Origin of the sequence: Psychroflexus sp. ALD_RP9, assembly GCF_017311165.1 — a bacterium.
Taxonomy (GTDB): domain Bacteria; phylum Bacteroidota; class Bacteroidia; order Flavobacteriales; family Flavobacteriaceae; genus Psychroflexus.
Genome location: NZ_CP062973.1, coordinates 1,347,389 through 1,367,357 on the forward strand (window position 1 = coordinate 1,347,389; position 19,969 = coordinate 1,367,357).

The 19,969-nt window shown below is 34.4% G+C and carries 17 protein-coding genes and 1 tRNA gene; 9 read left to right on the forward strand and 9 right to left on the reverse strand.

Going from position 1 to position 19,969, the window contains the following annotated elements; all coding sequences use genetic code 11:
* Window positions 1-11: 11 nt before the first annotated feature.
* From IMZ30_RS06330 to IMZ30_RS06345, 4 genes are read right to left on the reverse strand one after another with little or no spacing between them, the layout of a single operon-like run.
* The gene (locus IMZ30_RS06330) at window positions 12-2,159 is read right to left on the reverse strand and encodes a PepSY domain-containing protein (RefSeq protein ID WP_207037491.1); all 2,148 of its coding nucleotides are present in this window, start codon (window positions 2,157-2,159) and stop codon (window positions 12-14) included.
* A 6-nt stretch (window positions 2,160-2,165) separates the two neighbouring features.
* The gene (locus IMZ30_RS06335; RefSeq protein ID WP_207037492.1) at window positions 2,166-2,645 is read right to left on the reverse strand and encodes a DUF2271 domain-containing protein; all 480 of its coding nucleotides are present in this window, start codon (window positions 2,643-2,645) and stop codon (window positions 2,166-2,168) included.
* Between the two features lie 2 nt (window positions 2,646-2,647).
* Window positions 2,648-4,108, reverse strand: a complete 1,461-nt coding sequence (locus IMZ30_RS06340; protein ID WP_207037493.1) for an ankyrin repeat domain-containing protein — start codon at window positions 4,106-4,108, stop codon at window positions 2,648-2,650.
* A complete protein-coding gene (locus IMZ30_RS06345) occupies window positions 4,108-5,010 on the reverse strand; it encodes a DUF6607 family protein (RefSeq protein WP_207037494.1) in 903 nt (300 codons plus the stop codon). The genes IMZ30_RS06340 and IMZ30_RS06345 overlap by 1 nt, the downstream gene beginning before the upstream one ends.
* 111 nt (window positions 5,011-5,121) lie before the next feature.
* Here IMZ30_RS06345 and IMZ30_RS06350 point away from each other — a divergent pair, with 111 nt between their 5' ends.
* The 5 genes from IMZ30_RS06350 (at window position 5,122) to IMZ30_RS06370 (ending at window position 11,619) form a co-directional block, all read left to right on the forward strand.
* The gene (locus IMZ30_RS06350) at window positions 5,122-7,203 is read left to right on the forward strand and encodes a TonB-dependent receptor plug domain-containing protein (RefSeq protein ID WP_207037495.1); all 2,082 of its coding nucleotides are present in this window, start codon (window positions 5,122-5,124) and stop codon (window positions 7,201-7,203) included.
* A gap of 31 nt (window positions 7,204-7,234) precedes the next feature.
* Window positions 7,235-7,861, forward strand: coding sequence for an HmuY family protein (locus tag IMZ30_RS06355; protein ID WP_207037496.1), 627 nt, complete (start codon window positions 7,235-7,237; stop codon window positions 7,859-7,861).
* Between the two features lie 113 nt (window positions 7,862-7,974).
* The gene (locus IMZ30_RS06360) at window positions 7,975-10,338 is read left to right on the forward strand and encodes a TonB-dependent receptor (protein ID WP_207037497.1); all 2,364 of its coding nucleotides are present in this window, start codon (window positions 7,975-7,977) and stop codon (window positions 10,336-10,338) included.
* Between the two features lie 13 nt (window positions 10,339-10,351).
* Complete coding sequence (locus tag IMZ30_RS06365; RefSeq protein WP_207037498.1) at window positions 10,352-10,825, forward strand: thioredoxin family protein; 474 nt, start codon at window positions 10,352-10,354, stop codon at window positions 10,823-10,825.
* Window positions 10,826-10,899: 74 nt separating this feature from the next.
* Window positions 10,900-11,619, forward strand: a complete 720-nt coding sequence (locus IMZ30_RS06370; protein ID WP_207037499.1) for a DUF2490 domain-containing protein — start codon at window positions 10,900-10,902, stop codon at window positions 11,617-11,619.
* Between the two features lie 80 nt (window positions 11,620-11,699).
* Here the strand turns inward: IMZ30_RS06370 and IMZ30_RS06375 are convergent.
* Window positions 11,700-11,773, reverse strand: a tRNA-Ile gene (locus IMZ30_RS06375).
* A gap of 81 nt (window positions 11,774-11,854) precedes the next feature.
* Window positions 11,855-12,259, reverse strand: a complete 405-nt coding sequence (gene mce, locus IMZ30_RS06380) for a methylmalonyl-CoA epimerase (RefSeq protein ID WP_207037500.1) — start codon at window positions 12,257-12,259, stop codon at window positions 11,855-11,857.
* Window positions 12,260-12,311: 52 nt separating this feature from the next.
* On the opposite strand from mce, the gene IMZ30_RS06385 reads away from it, so the two are divergent.
* Together IMZ30_RS06385 and IMZ30_RS06390 are read left to right on the forward strand one after the other, a co-directional pair.
* On the forward strand, window positions 12,312-12,704 hold the full coding sequence (locus tag IMZ30_RS06385; RefSeq protein WP_207037501.1) for a ribosome-binding factor A: 393 nt from the start codon (window positions 12,312-12,314) through the stop codon (window positions 12,702-12,704).
* Window positions 12,701-13,894, forward strand: coding sequence for an ABC transporter permease (locus IMZ30_RS06390; protein ID WP_207037502.1), 1,194 nt, complete (start codon window positions 12,701-12,703; stop codon window positions 13,892-13,894). Before IMZ30_RS06385 ends, IMZ30_RS06390 begins: the two co-directional genes overlap by 4 nt.
* Window positions 13,895-13,905: 11 nt before the next feature.
* Here IMZ30_RS06390 and dusB read toward each other — a convergent pair whose 3' ends face one another.
* Window positions 13,906-14,901: a tRNA dihydrouridine synthase DusB gene (gene dusB / locus IMZ30_RS06395; protein ID WP_207037503.1), complete on the reverse strand. Its 996-nt coding sequence runs from the start codon at window positions 14,899-14,901 to the stop codon at window positions 13,906-13,908.
* Window positions 14,902-15,193: 292 nt separating this feature from the next.
* Between dusB and ileS the strand changes: the two genes are divergently transcribed.
* Both ileS and IMZ30_RS06405 read left to right on the forward strand, forming a co-directional pair.
* A complete protein-coding gene (ileS, locus tag IMZ30_RS06400) occupies window positions 15,194-18,598 on the forward strand; it encodes an isoleucine--tRNA ligase (protein ID WP_207037504.1) in 3,405 nt (1,134 codons plus the stop codon).
* Window positions 18,599-18,603: 5 nt separating this feature from the next.
* A complete protein-coding gene (locus IMZ30_RS06405) occupies window positions 18,604-18,987 on the forward strand; it encodes a TraR/DksA family transcriptional regulator (protein ID WP_207037505.1) in 384 nt (127 codons plus the stop codon).
* A gap of 41 nt (window positions 18,988-19,028) precedes the next feature.
* Here the strand turns inward: IMZ30_RS06405 and IMZ30_RS06410 are convergent, their stop codons facing one another.
* Entirely contained in the window at window positions 19,029-19,496 is a 468-nt protein-coding gene (locus tag IMZ30_RS06410) for a CYTH domain-containing protein (RefSeq protein ID WP_207037506.1), read from the reverse strand.
* Window positions 19,484-19,762 (reverse strand): hypothetical protein, encoded by a 279-nt coding sequence (locus IMZ30_RS06415; RefSeq protein WP_207037507.1) that lies wholly within the window; start codon window positions 19,760-19,762, stop codon window positions 19,484-19,486. The genes IMZ30_RS06410 and IMZ30_RS06415 overlap by 13 nt, the downstream gene beginning before the upstream one ends.
* Between the last annotated feature and the right edge of the window lie 207 nt (window positions 19,763-19,969).

Below are 19,969 nucleotides of genomic sequence, written 5' to 3' on the forward strand. Positions count from 1 at the left end.
GTTTTTTTTGTTTAATAACAATCTGAACGTATTCGACTAGTCAAGTCTACAGAAGTATTAGTAAGATGCTTGCTTACAATAGATGTTAATTCTGTTTTTACCGCTTGTTCCATTGCTAAACTGCCACAAATCATAATTATACCATTATTGCTTAGGTGTTGGCAAATAAACTTGTGCTCTTGTTTAATGAGGTCTTGAACATAATTTGGACCTTCATCTTCACGAGAGAAAGCAGTGAAGTGTTTGTCTAGTTTTTGGCGAGAATCTTTTAGGTAATCTTCATAAATCTCAAGGCTTTCTTTAGTCCTAAATCCGCTGATTAAGCTTAGTTTTTGACTTGGTTTTGCTTCGCTAATCATTCCCAAAAATGGCGCAATTCCAGTGCCGTTACAAATCATTAAAACAGGCGAATCTTTCGGTAAATGGAATTCAGGGTTTGATTTAATAGAGGCATGAATTTTTTGACCCTCATCAAGTTCAGATAAGAAGGTTGAACATACTCCATGTTCATGTTTTTTAATACTTAATACACACTTATTATTTATGTTAGCCATAGAGTAGAGTCGTTCTCGACCGTCTTCAGCTGAAATACTTAACCAATCACCCGACTTAAAGTGTTTAGGTGAAGTTAGCTCTAAACAAAAACAGCTATCTCGGTTTAATGATGTTGAAGATTTTAGTTGAAATAAATCTTCTTTTTTTGAAAAATTTATGTCAATAGTTTTGTGTAAAACATTAGATAAAACTTTAATCCATTGTTTGAGTTCAATGCAGTTATTTTGGTCGATTTTAGTTAATTTAAGTAGCTGGTTAAACTCTTTTTGTTTAGATAATTCATGATCTAAAGTTTTGGCAAATGCGCAGAATTTAGGATAGCGTTTAGAGCCAAATCCTAAAACAGCATAATTCATAGGCGTTTTGGTTGCTTTGAGTTTCTCTAAAGCATGACGAGCATTTTCTGGAGGCTCACCATCGCCATAGGTGGCTGTTAATATTAAGGCCAAACTAGCTTTATGCTCAGGTTTGTAATTGTTTAAGGTGCATAAATGTACTTTACTGTTTTTTTGTAAGGCTTTGACTAGGTCTTTAGCAAACTGAAAAGTCGATCCTGTTTGTGAACCAACCAAGACTAAAATATCAGCGCGACTAAAAGCTGTTTTATTTTTAAAACCTTGACGCTTCATTTTTAAAATCCAAATCCCTAATCCACTAATGGCAATAAACACCGAGATTAAACTTACTAGCCCAATTAAAATAGACCAAACACTATTGAAATGACCTGTATGAAGTTGATAGTTAAGTGATTTGAATATACTTAAATGAGAAGCCTTAACCTCACTGATAACTTGCCCTGTATATTGATGTAATAAGACTTCAGATTGGTTGGTTTTAATTAAATAGTAGTCTTCAGCTGAATCTGAAAATGGAAACTGTACATAATTTAAATCCCTTAGTTTGATGTTTTTAATAAATTTAAATTCAGCTAATGATATTTCAGTATTCTTGTGACTAGGTGTTTGCTGTGGTTGTGCAAAAACATCGGTTTTTTTCTCTTTAATAAAAAAGCGATCAATACTGAGGTAAGATCCCGAAAAAGCAATAATTAAAAGGATAACTAAACTATATTTACTGCTTATACTATGCCAATAATCCCAGGTGTTTTGAAGTGATTCGCGCTTAAATAAATACCAACTTCCATAGCGTTTATAAAGTAAAACACTACCTGAAATACATAACAAGACTAAACAAATGGCTGTAAAGCCAACCATTAATCGACCGGTTGATTTTAAAAATAGTGAGCGGTGTAGCGCTTCTGTAAATTCAAATACAGGATGGCGTTCGCCAAGCTTACTTAATCGATTAAAATTAATAGGGTTAATGTAAAAGGTTTCAATATCAAAATCGTCTCCAAGCTGTTCAACACTTACTTGGTCAAATTGGTTGCGATCAAGTCGTGAAATTTCAGGATAGTTGTCTTTAATTTTAGCTAAAAAAAAACCTAAATCTTGGTCTAATGCTTTATTTGAAGCAGAGATATTTTTATTTCGTTCTAAGACAGGCTCAATAGCTAATATTGAGCCTGTTATAGAGGCTAAAATAATAAATAAACTAGCGGCCAGAGCCAAAATTCGGTGAGTTGTTCGCCAAATAAAGTTCATGAAAAATTAGAGCGGTAATAGCTTAATAAATCGAATAAATCCTTTTCCGTTAGTGGTTTCCCCTTCAAGCAATTCTGAGGTTATTTTAATTTTAACATCATCTAGATGATAAGCTTGATCTTCTACGGCAGTTTCAAAACGAAGGCTGTAACCTTTATTAATCCATTCTGGTTGAAGCTGAAATTGAGTAACTGCTCTACGTCCACCAGCTATTGTAGCTCCTGTTTTTCCGTCTAATGAGGGACGCTTTTTACCATAAAAGTCCCACCATTGGTCGATATCATGGTACCATTCTTCATCTTCTCCTCGCACATGGAGTGTTTCAACATAATTGTCGGCTTCATCAAGCACTGAAATAACAACGTAGGCGCCTTCTCCAGAGTAATTCTTCATTTGTATTAAACACTTGTAAGCTGTATTGGTATTAAATGAAGACAAGCTCAAGCTACCTATGATAATAAGTGCCAGTGTTTTAAAATATTTCATTATTATGATTTTAAAAAGTTAATAGAATCATTTGTGAGTTGCTCGTTTTGTTGAGCTAAATCGTAAAGGCTTTCACCAAAATCTGTTTTGACATCTGTTTTTGCTCCATATTGAATAAGTTGCTTAATAGGGTCTGTAGATTTAAAAGTCATCACTGCTAATTGAAGTGGTGTAAGTCCTTCTTTATTTTTTTGATTTAGAGGTACTCCATGTTGATGTGCTATGTTTACTAAGTACGGGTTTTTAGCTTCAACAGCTAAATGAAATAAAGTATTACCATCTTCATCAATTGATTGGTATTCAATTAAAGATTTTAAAAGTTCATATTTTGCCTTAAGATCTTTGTTTGATTGAAATAACTGATGACCCAATCTCGGGTTAGTTCCCATTTTTTCTGATTCTAGGCTTTCAGAATCTAGCAAAAGCTTGACGATTTCAGCTGAATTATAACGAGTTGCTACTTCTAATAACGGTTGAAAATTATCGTCATAATTTTTTTGATTAGAATTATATTCAAGTAAAGTTGTAACAACATTTGCGGAGTTATGTTTGGCGGCATACCATAAGGGTGTATGCATGTTTTGATCTTTTAACTGTGGTTCAAGCCCTTTTTCAATTAACCATGTTATTAGCTCTGCTTGGTTAGAGCGTGCCGCAAGGTTATGCAGTATAGTTTGACCTTGACTATTGCGTTGAAGAGGATCTAAACCTAAGTCTATTAAATGCTTAAAAAATTTTAAATCGTTGGTGTGTCCTCGAGCACCTCTCGCTGCAAAAAATAAAGCGGTTTCATTATTCTCATTTATCGCTTTTAATTCTAAACCTTTTTCAACTAAATATTCAATAATCGACAAATTACCTTTTTTAGCCGCATAATGTATAGCCGTATTTCCTTGATGATCTTTTGCTTCTAGCGATAGGCCTTGATCTAAAAAGTAGTTTAAATCATCAATTTGCTTAATGCTTGGCATAAGTAAGAGATGAGCTTGAGCGCCACTACGGTGAGGCTTTTTTAAATCAGCACCACTAGTTTTTAGTAAATCATATAGGCTTGGATTTATTGTACCGCCAACAGCTGCAAAAGTTACTGGTGTATGTCCTGTATCATCTACTAGATTAACCTGAGCACCCATTTTAATAAGTTGCTCAGAGAATTTCAAGTTGTTTTTATAAACGGCCCAGAACAAATATGTGCGACCGTCATGTGTGAGTTTATCAATAGTATTTCCTTCAAGTTGAATTAAATAATCTAAAACTTCAAAGTTTGCGTTTTCTAAAATAGCCCATGTTAATGCATCAAAACCATGCTGATTTAATGCTGTTGCATCATGACCTCTGTTAATATCAGCTTTTAATTGTTTTAACTCAGGCTTAGACTTCCAATAGTCTCTTTGCATTAAAGGGTTACTAGCTTGAGTTGCAAAACTCAAGCATAGCAAAAGGTTCAACAGGATAATTTTCATTACTCAACAAATTTATCGATGGTTGTGCTTATTTCTTTGTAAGTATTTAAAGAGTCGTCAAACAAATGCTTGTAAAGCACTTTAAACTCTACTTTTTCTTTTAAACTTAAGTCTGTATCTCGATTAAAGACTTCATCCCATTTTTGGCGAACAATGCTCCATTTTTCTTGATTTTCTTTCCACCAATCTTGCGCAGCCTGGCAACGGCTGTCATCTACTTTAACATAGGTGTTGTAGCCTTTTTCATTGGCTAAAATGATATCATCTTTCCCTTCAGCTCTTAAAATTTTAGCGTTGTCTTGGTCATGAACCCAACCATTATCTGTTATCTCATGGCGGTTAGTGCGTTGTGTTACATTGTAGTCACTTCTTTGGGTATATTCACGTCTTGGAAGTGGTGCATCGGTTGTGTTTTCCCAGTAACTTTTACCATCAACATGAACCCATGTTGCTGTTCCTTCATACCTAGGGCTATCATCCACTTGATACACCTTTTGTGTCCATTGTCCTTTCACGTCTTTTCTAGGCAACTTGGTATAAGTCCATTGGTTGTCGTGATTAAATTGGTATAATTCTGTGTTTTCAAATAACCAATCTTGTCGCCAATGCTTGACAATCATCGGTTCAGCTGGGTTGCCAACTTGTAAAATATGTTGAATTACAATTTCGTTTTTTTCATCAGTAACTAATTGCGCCCATTCTAAACCTTTACTCACTTTATTAGGAGAAGCTTTGTAAAGACTGTCTTTGCTGTGTTGAAATGTCTCTGCGAAGTTAAATGTAACTTCATAACAACCACACATTGATTTGATAGCTTTACGGTCTTTTTTCAGTTTTGAGGATTGTGCAAAGGTTAAGCTAGAAACTAAAGCGATTAAAAAAAAGTTGATCACAGTTTTCATAATTCCAATTATTAAGGTTTTTAAAATTTTGGTACAAAACTAACTATTTTTATTTGTTCTAAATAAGAATTAACTATATTTGTGCACTTATTTAGATTAAATATAAATAAAATGAAGTTTAAGTTATTGGTAATCAATTGTTTGTTTTTGATGTTTGGTGTTTTGATGCAAGCGCAAGTTGAAATTGACACGACACAATTTAATCAATTAGATGAAGTAATTCTAACAGCTACACGTACAGAACGCCAACTATCTTCCTTGCCAATGCCAGTTACTTTAGTATCAAAAAAAACTATAAATCAATCAGGTAGTGTTCGTCTTGATGAAATTCTTCGAGAGCAAACAGGTATTGTAACGGTAACTGACGAAAGTGGTTTTGAAGGTGTTCAAATGCAAGGTATAGCATCAGACTATATACTAATTCTCATTGATGGCGTACCGCTTGTTGGTCGTAGTGCAGGAAATTTTGATTTAAGTCGATTAACCGTTGGTAATATAAAACAAATTGAAGTTGTAAAAGGACCTTCAAGTAGCCTTTATGGTTCTGAGGCCTTAGGCGGCGTAATTAACATCATTACCGAAAAGCCTAGTCAACAAGATCTTGAAGGTTCAGCTTCTTATCGTATTGGTCGCTTTTCACAACAAGACATTAACTTGGAGCTTAATCAAGCTTTTGATCAACTTAGATATAGTGTTTTTATGAATCGATTTTCAAGCCAAGGCTATGATTTGAATAATCAAACTGAAGGTCAGACGGTGAATCCATTCGAAAACTACACCTTAAATGCGCGTGTTTATTACGATTTTTCAGATCGTCTAAAGTTTTCTTCTTCAACGCGTTTTTTTAATGAAAATCAAGATATTGGCTTTTCATCCCAAGATGAAGCATTTAATGGAGACACCCAGCAAAATGAGTGGAATTTACATACTAAGCTTGATCATGAATTGAGTACTAGTTTTGAGGCTACTTATGAGCTTTATTACACCAATTATAAGATAGAAGAAACAGTTTTTAATTCGACGTTAAATAGTCTGTCAAGTAATAATTTTTTTAATCAACAGCTTTTTAGACCTGAAATAAGAACTAACTTACAATTAGAAGAAAAAGGGACGCTAACAACAGGTTTAGGTTACCAATATGAAAGTTTAGATCGAACTTTTTTTGATAATCAGGTAAACTTTAATTCGCAGTATTTATACGCTCAATATGATGTAGACTTGTTAGATCAGCTCAATGTAATTGCGGGTCTTCGGTTCGATAATCATTCTGAATACAGCAATCAATTAAGTCCTAAATTAGCCATGCGCTATCAATTCAACGATCAACTAGCATTCAAGGCTTCAGTAGGTCGCGGATTTAAAGCTCCAGACTTTAGGCAACTTTATTTCGATTTTTTAAATTCTGCCGTTGGTTATGTGGTGTTAGGGTATAATGTTGCAGCCGATAAACTTGAAGAATTACAAAACCAAGGTCAAATATTAGAAACAGTCGTTTCTCAAAATGAATTAAATCAAGGCTTAGATGCTGAAAGCTCAACGGGTTATAACCTTGGTATTACTTATAAATGTGACCGTTGGAATGCAGAGTTAAATTTCTTCAGAAACGATTTTACAAACCTTATCGACACCCGAATTATAGCACGATTAAACAATGGGCAAAACGTGTTTAGTTATGTAAATTTTGATGAAGTATTTACGACAGGTTTAGAGTTTAATTCTAATATTGAAGTGACGAAGAACTTTACACTTAATGCGGGTTATCAGTTGTTATACGCCTATGATAAGACCAACTTAGACCGTATAGAAAACAATCAGGTGTTTGTTCGAAACCCAGCAAATAACCAAACTGAATTAGTTTCTCGTTCAGATTATTTTGGTTTAGTCAATCGGTCACGACACAATGCCAATTTGAAGCTGTTTTACGACCTACCGAAATTAGAAACAGATGTAAGTTTAAGACTTTTATACCGAAGTAAATATGCTCAGTTTGATACCAATGGAAACGGTTTAATCGACACCTATGACACAAGTTTCGTCAATGGTTTTGCAACTGTAAATTTTGCGGCAAGTAAACAATTTTTTAATGATTTTAGATTACAAATTGGTGCTAACAATCTCCTAGATTATACTGATGCCAATATTCCATCTATGCCCGGAATACAGGGTTTTGTAAAACTTAACTATCAATTTTAAAACAATTATAAATTCTATAAATATGTGTACTATGAAAATTAAAAATGTAATTTTAGGTTTAGCGCTTAGTTTTGGCCTTTTTTCTTGTAGTGATGATGATGGTCTAGTCCCTGTTGCTGCCGTTGAAACTGAAACTATTAGTAATCTTCACGCTCCACAAACAGGTGGACAAGGTCAACCAGTTGGCGGCAATTTTACCAAATTCGATTTTAGCTCAGGAACTGTTACTAACAGTGAAACCGATTGGGATATAGCGTTTCGAGGGACAACAATTGCCATAAACGGCGGCGAGGCAACAGGTACTAATGATGAGCCTGAACGTAACGCTAATGCTGGTGCAGCTATAGTCGATGGTACTTTTGAGAGTGTAACTAGTGCTGCAGAATTAAGCTTTTCGCAAGATTCTTCAACTGGTTTTGCTATTCCAACAGGAAGTGATAATGGCTGGTATAATTATAACTTTATGACTAACATCGTAGCACCAATCCCAGGTAAAATATTAGTGTTTAGAACAGCTGAAGGTAACTATGCTAAAGTAGAAATTTTAAGTTACTACAAAGATGCGCCCGCTGAACCAGACCCTTTTGAAGATGAAACACGCTACTACACATTTAATTATGTTTATAACCCAAATGGCGGTGATACTTCATTAGAGTAAAGTAATGCTTAACAAATAAACCCATTTTAAAAAAATGGGTTTATTTATATAAAAATATTTTTTTAGATAAAACTAAACATTTATTTTTGCTTTAAATTAAAAAATGATTTGGCATGATAAAATTTAAGCTTTTAGCGCTTTTACTTATGTTTTTGGTATCAACTGCAAATTCACAAAATTTAGCTGAAATTTCAGGACGTATATCAACCACTTCTGGAGAAGTAATTCCATTTGCTAATGTCTATTTTAAAAATACTACTATAGGTACTTCAAGTAATATTGACGGAGAATTTAAGCTTCAGCATACACCAGGTGAGTATCAGCTAATTATTAGTGCGCAAGGTTTTAGGTCTTTTAAGAAACAGGTAAAATTAAGTCTTGAACAGCCTATTCAGTTAGATGTGGTTTTAACTGAAGATGCCTTAGGGCTCGACGAAATTATCATTTCAGCAACGCGTAATCGAGTAAAACGACGAGAAGCTCCCGTTGTAGTTTCTACTGTTGGGCCAAAGTTATTTAACGCCACACAATCTTTGTCTCTTGCTGATGGGCTACAGTTTTCGCCTGGTTTACGGGTAGAAAATAATTGTCAAAATTGTGGGTTTACACAAGTAAGACTAAATGGTTTAGATGGAAGCTATACACAGATATTAGTCAATAGCCGGCCGATTTTCTCTTCATTATTAGGCGTGTATGGTTTAGAGCAAATCCCTAGTAATATTATAGATCGGGTTGAAGTAGTAAGAAGTGGTGGTTCCGCTTTATATGGATCTAATGCAATTGCAGGTACTGTAAATGTGATTACTAAAGACCCAGTGTTAAATACTTGGGAAATCGGATCTAACCTAAGTTACATTGACGGTCAAGCTTTTGATAGATTGCTTAATTTTAATTCATCGAGTGTGGCAAATGATTTAAATAGTGGTGTTACTTTTTTTGGGAATTACCGAAACCGCCAGTCTTACGACGCCAACAGTGATGGATTTACAGAAATCGTTGAGCTAACCAATACTACTTTTGGGAGTAATGCCTATTTTAAACCAACTAACTTAAGTCGAATTGGCTTAAACCTAACAGCTATAAGAGAATATCGTCGTGGTGGAGATCGTTTAGATCTAGCGCCCCAATTTACAGATGTAACCGAAGAATTAGACCACGATACTTTTATTGGTGGTATAGATTACACGTTAAATTCGGCAGATCAAACCAAAACATTAGAGTTATTTACTTCTGTTTCACACACCAACCGCCAAAGTTATTATGGCGGTTTAGGCGGCGGAAGAACAGCTCAAGACAGTATATCGGCTAACAATGCCTTTGGTACGACTAAAGATTTAGCATGGGTTAATGGGGCAAAATTTTCAAAGATCTTCAAAAATCAAGATGTATTAACAACTGGGATTGATATTAATCATAGCCGTACAGAAGATGAAATTTTAGGTTATAATCGTTTGATTGATCAAGAAGTTAATACCTATGCCACCTATGGTCAGTACCAATGGAATATTAATTCTAGATTAGAGGCTTTAATTGGGGCTAGACTTGATTACATTGCTGTCGACGGGCTTTACCAAGTTGAATCGATTTCAAGAAGCGTAGATCTTGATCAAACCGCATTATCCCCAAGATTAACTCTAAATTATAAATGGACCGATAAAATTCGTTTACGTGCTGGGTATGCGCGTGGTTTTCGAGCACCACAAGCCTTTAATGAAGACTTACATGTAGCTGGAGTAGGTGGTGAACAACAGTTTGTTATCCTTTCGGAAGAATTAGAGACTGAATATTCTGATGCGTTTACAGCTTCAATTAATCTTTCAGAAATTAAGCAACAGCAGCAGTACGATGTCTTGGTTGAAGGATTTTATACACAACTCAATAACCCGTTTACCATTATAAGCACAGGAAGCAGCCTGCCTAATGGATCGCTATTGGAAGAAGTTAGAAACGGTAGCGGCGCGCGAGTTTATGGAACTAATATTGAGTTGAAGTATTCTCCAAATTCAGTGTATCGGTTTCAACTTGGTGCAACATATCAGCAAACCGCCTACGAAGAATCGCAGTTACTTTACGAAGCACCGCCAGCTTCTGGAGAATCTGATGTGTTCATCGATTCATTTGTTCGTAATCCTGATTGGTATGGCTTTTTTACGGCTAATTTTCAACCTAGTGAGGCCTTTAATATAGATTTAACTGGTAATCTAACAGGCGAAATGCAAGTTCCTAGAGTGGTAAACTCTAATGGATTAATTCAATTAAATAAATCGCCTGTATTTTTTGATTTAAATTTAAAAGTCGAAAAACACTGGGACATAAGCGATTTATTTATGATGACTTTATCTGGAGGCATTCGTAATTTATTTAACAGCTATCAAGACGATTTTGATCGAGGAGCCACGCGAGATTCTGAATATATTTATGGACCTGGTTTGCCACGAACTGTATTTGTAGGCTTAAAGTTTGGTAAATTACATTAATAACTCGCTTTAAATGAGATTAATTTACATCTGTTGTTTTTTAATGATTTTAGGCCTTCAGTCTAAAACTTATGCGCAAATGCAGTGGAAAAGTTTAGATAGCTTACAGTCTAAATTATTAAATGAAGAAATTGAAAAACCCATTTTTATTTTTTTTACGGCTAATTGGTGCGTGTATTGTCAAAAAATGAAACAAGCTGCATTTCAATCGCCAAAGCTTGTTAAAATATTAGAGTCTAATTATTTTTCAGTCGAGATAGACGTTCATTACCCCGAATCAATTCAATTAAGTCATTATACTTTTAAAAACTCAGGAATAGGTTATTACCGAAGACCTTTTCATGATTTAGCACTTCAACTTGCTCAACGTTCTCAAGATCAATTTAGTTTACCATTTCTAGTTATTCTTAACCCAGATTTAAGTGTTCAGCGTCGTGCTTTTTCCTATTTATCGCCAAAACAATTAATGTTATTTTTACAACACTGATTAAATAGCTATGTGACTTTTATCACATATCAAGAGTCTTGAAGCAATTAACTTTGTAATGTAAATTTTTTACAATGCTAAGGTTTTTTTTTGTTTTCATTTTATTTCTCAATTTGAATTATGTTCTTGCACAAACCAAATCAGTAGAACATCAAGATTTACTTTGGACCAGATACTTGGTTAACTTTGAAGTTGATGAAAAATGGACGCCTTTTTTAGACGTAGAAGAACGCATGTATATGTTTCCGTTTCGTCAGCATCAGTTTTTACCAAGTATTGGGGTAAATTATCAATTAAATAGTGGTTTTAGTTTAACACCAGCCTTATTGTATTTTGAAATGCTTACACCTCAAGACCCAGAAGCCGTGAGTAAAGAGATTCAGCGAGAATGGCGACCACAATTAGCACTAAATTTTAAACACAATATCACGTCTACAAGATTAACATTTTTAAGTCGTTTTAAATCAGAGTTGCGATTTAAAAAACTTTCAACCGAAAATAGTTATAAGTATCGGTTGCTACGTTTACGCATGCGTATGGGTTTATCTTACCAAATTAACGAAAAATATACAGCAAAGGTATTAGAAGAAATTTTAATTAATGCTGGAGATCAAGTGGTAAATAACGTATTTGACCAAAACCGACTTTCAGCTGAAATAGCTTACAAGATAAGTCCAAAATTTAAACTTATAACTGGTTATATGTATTGGTTTCAGCAGCGTGCAAGTGGTATTGATTTTTTTAGCAGGGATATTATTTATTTTACATTAAAGCATAATTTAAAGTTATACTAGCTGATTCAGGACTTACGAAAAGAAAAATCTGATTAAAAATTAAAAGCCTTTCATATCAAAATGAAAGGCTTTTGTTGTTGTGGGCCCACCTGGGCTCGAACCAGGGACTTTCTGATTATGAGTCAGATACTCTAACCAGCTGAGTTATAGGCCCAAGTCAAAAAATTGACTTTAAAGGATGGCAAAAATAAACATAAGTTTAATTACAGCCAAACTATTTTTTATTAATCGATATTTAATCTGTACGCTCTTGGCATAACTCTACCAAAACCCCATGATTAGATTTAGGGTGTAAAAAAACAATTCGCTTGTTGTCAGCACCCTTTTTTGGTTGGTCACTGATGAGTTGATAACCTTCATTTTTTAGGCGTTCAATTTCGGCCTCAATATCTTCAACAGAAAACGCAATATGGTGTATGCCTTCACCTTTTTTAGCAATATATTTAGCAATTGGGCTATCATCTCTTGTGGCGGCAAGCAACTCAATTTTACTTTCTCCAGATTTAAAAAATAGGGTTGCAACACCTTCACTATCTACATTTTCAGTTTTATATGGTTTTTCTTGCATTAAAACTTCGTATGTTTTAGCTGCATCTTCTAAATTTGAAACTGCTATACCAATATGTTCAATTTTTTTCATGCCTGAATTCAGTTTTGTATCTTACAAAAGTATAAAAACTTACCTTTGCAGTATGGAAACAAATAGACAGAAAAAAATTAGTGGTTTACTTCAACAAGATTTGGCTGAAGTTATACAACAAATTTTACGAGATGCAGGTACTCATAATATTGTAGTTTCAGTTACTAAAGTTCGAGTAACGCCCGATTTACTTCAAGCAAAAGCTTATCTCAGTATTTTTCCGCCTTCAAAAGCTGAGCCAGTGATGACCGAAATTCAATCGCTTCGTAAAACAATTAAACATGCCATTGCTCAGCGTACTAAACAGCAATTGCGCCGAATGCCAGATTTGTTATTGTTTAATGATGATTCTATTGAGTATATTAATGACATAGAAGAAGCATTTAAAGGTAAAAACAACCCCATAAAAAATCCAGACTTACTAGACGACTCTAAAAAAAGGTGAACGTTTCTCTGTACATTGCCAAGCGCTATTTATTTTCAAAAAGCAAGCATAATGCAATTAATATTATTAGTAGCATTGCTGCTTTAGGTGTTATAGCAAGTACGTTTGCACTATTTGTGGTATTATCTGTTTTTTCAGGTTTAAAAGAGTTTAGTTTATCTTTTACTAATGCTTACGATCCAGATTTAAAAGTTATTCCAACCCAAAAAAAGCACTTCAACTTAACCGAAAATCAAGCTGAAGAAATTTTAAACATACCTGGCGTTAAGGTTGTTTCTAGAGTGCTTCAAGAACGTGTTTTGCTTCAATTTAAAGATAAAACTGCTCCTGCATACTTTAAGGCGGTCGACACTAATTATGCTAAAATTAACGCTGTTACAAGTCAAGTTATTTACGGCGAATGGTTTGGTAAAAACCTTTATCAAGTGGTAATTGGTTCACGTCTACAGCGTGACTTGTCAGTCGGAATACGTGATTACGCTGGCTTACTTAATATTTATGTGCCAAAACCAGGAAAAGGACAAATTTTAGATATTAATCAAGCTTTTAAAAAGGCTAGTACAAGTGTTGTAGGTGTGTTTAATTTAACCGAAGAACTTGATCAAAATTATATTATTGGTGACATTAATATTGCAAAAGAATTGCTAAATACAACTGAAGATGAAGTGACTGCGTTAGAGTTGAAACTTTCAGCAGAAGCTAATGAGGCTAACATAGTTGAAGCGATTACTCAAATTATTCCTACACCTATTGAAGTAAAAAATCGTATTGCCTTAAATGATAGCCTTCATAAAATGCTCAATACAGAAAACTTAGCGGTTTACCTTATTTTTACTTTGGTTATTATTATTGCTTTATTTAATGTTATTGGCTCAATTTCAATGGCGATTCTTGACAAGCGAGAACATGTAAAGGTGTTGTGTAATTTAGGTTTTACTAAAGGAAAACTTATGAATATCTTTTTTTATCAAGGAACACTTATGAGTGTACTTGGTGGTGTAATGGGTTTAATCTTAGGTTTGATTTTGGTTTTCTTACAACAGCAATTTAGTCTTATTATGTTTACACCTAACTTAGCCTATCCGGTTAAAATAGAAGTGGTAAATATACTTATCGTATTTATTACAATTTCAGTATTAGGCGCATTAGCATCAAGGATAGCTGCGAGTCGGGTAAAGAAAATTATTTAAATGCTTGAAGGTTAAACTGCAAAATTAAAATCACCAAATTTTTCTTCAACTTCATTAAAGGTATCATAAACATCTTCAGCACGGTCAGATGTTACCATTTTCATGCGGTATTCTTTAAAATGCGGAATTCCTTTAAAGTAATTGGTATAATGGCGTCTTGTTTCAAAAACGCCTAATTTTTCGCCTTTCCAATCAATCGACATTTCTAAATGTCTTCTAGCTACTTCAACGCGTTCTTGAAGTGTTGGTGGTGGCAAATGTTTTCCAGTTTCAAAAAAGTGCTTCACTTCTCTAAAAAACCATGGATAACCAATGCTTGCTCGGCCAATCATAGCGCCATCTAGTCCATATTGGTCACGCATTTCTACAGCGCGTTCGGGAGTATTTACATCTCCATTACCAAAAACAGGAATATGCATACGAGGATTGTTTTTAACTTCAGCAATTGGTCGCCAATCAGCATCTCCTTTATACATTTGCGCGCGTGTTCGACCATGAATTGAAATAGCCTGGCAGCCTACATCTTGAAGTCGTTCGGCAACTTCAATAATTTTAATAGAATCATGATCCCAACCTAGACGCGTTTTAACAGTAATTGGTAAATTGGTGTGTTTAACCATGGCTTCAGTTAGTTCAACCATCAAGTCAATATCTTTTAAAATACCAGCGCCAGCGCCTTTAGAGACCACTTTTTTAACAGGACAACCAAAGTTAATATCTATAATATCAGGCTTGGTTTTCTCAACAATTTCAACGGAGCGTAACATCGATTCAAGGTTAGCACCAAAAATTTGTATACCAACTGGACGTTCTTTTTCGTAAATGTCAAGTTTTTGAACACTTTTTGCCGCATCACGAATTAAACCTTCAGAAGAGACAAACTCTGTATAAACCACATCAGCGCCTTGTTCTTTACACAAAGCTCTAAATGGTGGATCACTAACATCTTCCATCGGTGCTAGAAGTAACGGGAAGTCGCCTACATCAATCGGTCCTATTTTTGCCACAGCATTAAATTTTTACAAAATTACGTTTTTTGAAGTTGACTTAAAAAAAAATTGAAACTTTCACACTTCAGTTAGTTATCAAATTTCGTGAAAATGGGTTTAAAATTTAACTTCACACCTTATTCAATTCATTGTTTTAAAGAGGTTTTAAATAATTTAGGGTTTTAATTTTTCAATTTATGTTACCCAAAATTTACCGAGTTAATAAACAAATTTGAATATCAGCTTAGTTTCTCATATTGAGTTAAGTAAAATTCATTATTTTCGCAAATCATTTGAAATCTGTGTTAAAATGAGCAAAAAATTCCCACAATATGAGGGTTTAAACCTTCCGAAAGTTGCCGAAGAAATTCTACAATTTTGGGAAGAGAACAATATTTTCGAGAAAAGTGTAACAACGCGTGAAGGTCAAGCACCTTTCGTTTTTTTTGAAGGTCCTCCATCGGCTAACGGTTTACCTGGTATTCATCATGTTATGGCGCGTTCAATAAAAGATATTTTTTGCCGATATAAAACACAAAAAGGTTTTCAAGTTAAACGAAAAGCTGGTTGGGATACGCACGGTTTACCAGTTGAGCTTGGAGTTGAAAAAGAACTTGGCATTACTAAAGAAGATATTGGAAATAAAATTTCAGTAGAAGCTTATAACAAGGCTTGTAAAAATGCAGTGATGCGTTATACTGATGTTTGGAATGATCTTACCAAAAAAATAGGTTATTGGGTTGATATGCAACAACCTTATGTAACTTATACCTCGAAATATATGGAATCGGTTTGGTGGTTACTAGGCCAAATTTATGAAAAAGGTCTCATTTATAAAGGCTACACTATTCAGCCGTATTCCCCAAAAGCGGGTACTGGTTTGAGTTCACACGAGTTAAACCAGCCAGGAACTTATCAAGATGTTTCAGATACAACGGTAACAGCACAATTTAAAGCGGTCAAAAATACCTTACCTAAAGTTCTACAAACGGTTAGTGGTGACGTGCACTTTTTAGCTTGGACAACCACACCATGGACTTTGCCAAGTAACACCGCATTAACAGTTGGTAAAAAAATTGAATATGTGTTGGTTAAATCATTTAACCAATATACACACTTACCGATTAATGTAATTGTTGCAAAAGCTTTAGTTTCTAAACTTTTCAAAAAGAAATATACACAAGTCGAAGCCGAAGCTGAACTTAAAAGTTATCAGCCTGGCGATAAAAAAATTCCTTATTTTATTTCAGAAAGCGTTTTAGGTGTCGATTTAGTCGAAGCACGCTATGAGCAACTCTTAGATTATGTAAAACCTTATCATCATCCTGAAAATGCATTTAGAGTCATAGCTGGAGATTTTGTAACCACTGAAGATGGTACAGGAATTGTTCATACCTCACCAACTTTTGGTGCTGATGATGCTATGGTTGCAAAACAAGCTCAACCAGAAGTGCCAGCTATGTTATTAGAAGATGAACACGGTAACTTGGTACCAACAGTCGATTTGAAAGGACGATTTAGACCAGAGTTAGGAGAGCTTGGTGGCAAGTATGTTAAAAATGAATATTACGCTGATGGCGAAGCACCCGAAAAATCAGTTGATGTAGAAATTGCCATAAAGCTAAAAGAAGAAAATAAAGCCTTTATTGTTGAAAAATACGTGCACAGTTATCCTAATTGTTGGCGAACAGATAAGCCAATTTTATACTATCCACTAGATTCTTGGTTTATTAAAGTTACCGAGTTTAAAGAACGCATGCACGAACTTAATCAAGGCATTAATTGGAAACCAAAATCAACTGGAGAAGGTCGCTTTGGTAATTGGTTAGCTAATGCTAATGATTGGAATTTATCACGATCCCGTTATTGGGGAATTCCACTTCCTATTTGGAGAACAGAAGATAAATCAGCAACCAAAATAATAAGCTCTATTGAGCAACTTAAAGCTGAAATAGATAAATCTGTCGCAGCTGGCTTAATGAAGGAAAATCCTTATCAAGCATTTGAAGTTGGTAACATGACTGACGAAAACTATAACAAAGTCGACTTACACAAAAATGTAGTTGATCATATCGTTTTAGTATCAGATGAAGGCCAACCAATGCACAGAGAAGCCGATTTAATAGATGTTTGGTTCGATTCGGGTTCTATGCCTTATGCACAATGGCATTATCCGTTTGAGAAAAAAGAAGAAGTCGAGCAAACTTGGCGTAAAGCCGACTTTATTGCTGAAGGAGTTGACCAAACACGTGGTTGGTTTTACACACTTCATGCCATTGCAACCATGATATTTGATGACGTTGCTTATAAAAATGTTGTTTCTAACGGCTTGGTTCTTGACAAGAATGGTCAAAAAATGTCCAAGCGATTAGGTAATGCAGTAGACCCATTTAAGACTTTAAAAACTTATGGTCCAGACGCAACACGTTGGTATATGATTTCTAATGCCAATCCTTGGGATAACTTAAAGTTCGACCTTGAAGGTATTGGCGAAGTGCAACGTAAATTATTTGGTACCTTATACAATACATATTCATTTTTTGCACTTTATGCTAACTTAGATAACTTTAGTTATAGTGAAGATGATATCCAGACCCAAAACCGACCTGAAATCGATCGGTGGATTTTATCTGAATTAAATACACTCATAAAAACAGTCGATAGTTTTTATGCTGAATATGAGCCAACTAAAGCAACACGAGCCATTTCAGAATTTGTTCAAGAAAATTTAAGTAATTGGTATGTGCGCTTAAGCAGAAGACGTTTCTGGAAAGGCGACTACAAATCTGATAAAATTTCAGCCTATCAAACTCTGTTTACTTGCTTAAAAACCATAGCTCAATTATCAGCGCCAGTAGCACCGTTTTATTCAGATCGGCTTTACAAAGACTTAACTTCCAGTATACAAACTGAAGGTTTTGAAAGTGTACATTTGGCCGAGTTTCCTAAAGTAGAAGAATCATTAATCGATGCCGATTTAGAACATAAAATGCAAATGGCACAAACCATATCTTCATTAGCACTTTCATTACGAAAGAAAGAAATGATAAAGGTAAGGCAGCCTTTAAAACGCATTATGATTCCTGTGCTCGATTCAAATATCAAGTCACAAATAAGTGAAGTAGCAGACTTGATTAAGTCAGAAATTAATGTCAAAGCAATCGAATTTATTGATGACACATCAGGTATTTTAATTAAAGAAATTAAACCTAATTTTAAAGTTCTTGGGCCTCGATTTGGTAAAGATATGAAGTTAGCTGTTCAAGCAATTAATCAGCTTGATGCCAATGCTATCGCTAAAATTGAAGCAGAAGAACAGTTAGAGATTAGTATAAATAACGAACCGACAATATTAACACGTAATGAGGTTGAAATTATTTCGCAAGATATTGAAGGCTGGTTGGTTGCTTCAGCAAATGGGCTAACGGTAGCCTTAGATGTTAGCCTTAATGATGAGTTAAAATATGAAGGTATTGCACGTGAATTGGTCAATCGTATTCAAAATTTACGAAAAGATTCTGGTTTTGAAGTGACCGATCGTATTAAAATAGACCTGAAAGAAACAGCTAATTTGAAACAAGCAGTTCAGGCTAATTTAGAATATATTAAAAAAGAAACATTAGCAAACGAATTAAATATAAACACCGATGTTGAAAATGGCGTTGAAGTAGAATTTGACGATGTGAGCACCATTTTGAGCATTACTAAATTATAATTAAAATGACAGATGTAAATACAAAAGATCGCTATTCTGACCAAGAGCTAGAAGAGTTTAAGGCTTTAATTGAAGACAAAATTGAAAAAGCACAACATCAATTACAGCAGTATGTAGATGCTTATAAAAATGGAAGTTCAAACGATACAGAAGATACTTCGCCAACCTTTAAATCTTTCGACGAAGGTAGTAGCACTTTAAGTAAAGAAGCCAATTCTCAATTGGCGATTAGACAAGAAAAGTTTATCCGTGACTTAAAAAATGCACTTATTCGTATTGAAAACAAAACTTATGGTATTTGCCGTGTAACGGGTAAATTAATCAATAAAGAGCGTTTAAAATTAGTCCCTCATGCTACATTAAGCATCGAAGCTAAAAATAAGCAGTAAATATGTCGATACCAGATTAAATTAATTTTTTTAATCTGGTATTACCATTTTTTAAAAGGCTTTTTACTTAGACTTGAATTGTAATATTTAATTTCTCCTGTCACTTCTTTACCAAGCCAATCTGGCTTTTTAAAAGTTTCGTTAGGTTTACTAAGTTCTATTTCTGCAAGAATGAGTCCTTTATTTTCTCCCTCGAACACATCAACTTCGTAATTATGAAGGCCAAATGGAATTACATATCGCGTTTTTTCTATTGGATAGTCTTCACATAGTTGTAGTAGTTGTTGGGCATCTAAAATACTAATTGGTTTTTCCCACTCAAAACGGCTTGTACCATCTTGACTCGATTGGCCTTTAACGGTTAAAAATGCAGTTTGTGCTAAAATTCTTACGCGTACACTTCGCTGAGGATGCGTGTTTAAATAGGCTTGTTTAATATAATAGTGAGACTCTGCTTCCTTGATAAAACGAGTCGAGTTGACTAAAAATTTACGTTCTACTTCTTGCATTGACGCTTATATTTTTGGTAAAGATAAGTGTTTAGAGGCCAAAATAAAGCGGTGTATATAATTGCTGTTAATAAACATACAACTGTAACTTGTAACAAACCTTTTAAACTCCAGTTGAATAGGCCAGATTGGTTTGTGCTAAAAAAATAAATTTCTTGTAAACCAATTACAATAACAGCAAAAACAAGACCTTCGGTATAGATAAATTTTAAAATACCCTTTTTCTTTTTCTGCTCCCATTGTTTTATAAATTGATCTCGACTCAATGAAATAGCTGTTTAAATTGAAAATTAAATTTACAAAATATCTCTTTAGTGGTGAAATTTATGGTTTCATGTTTACCCCGATTAAAACCTGCCCCAGATTGTAGTGAAAAACCCACAGTTTAAAAGCCTTAGCCTAAAGTCTTTTGCAAAGCGACTTTAGGAGCTCTTGCTAAAAGGCACTTAGGACTTGGCTTTTTAACGCGGATT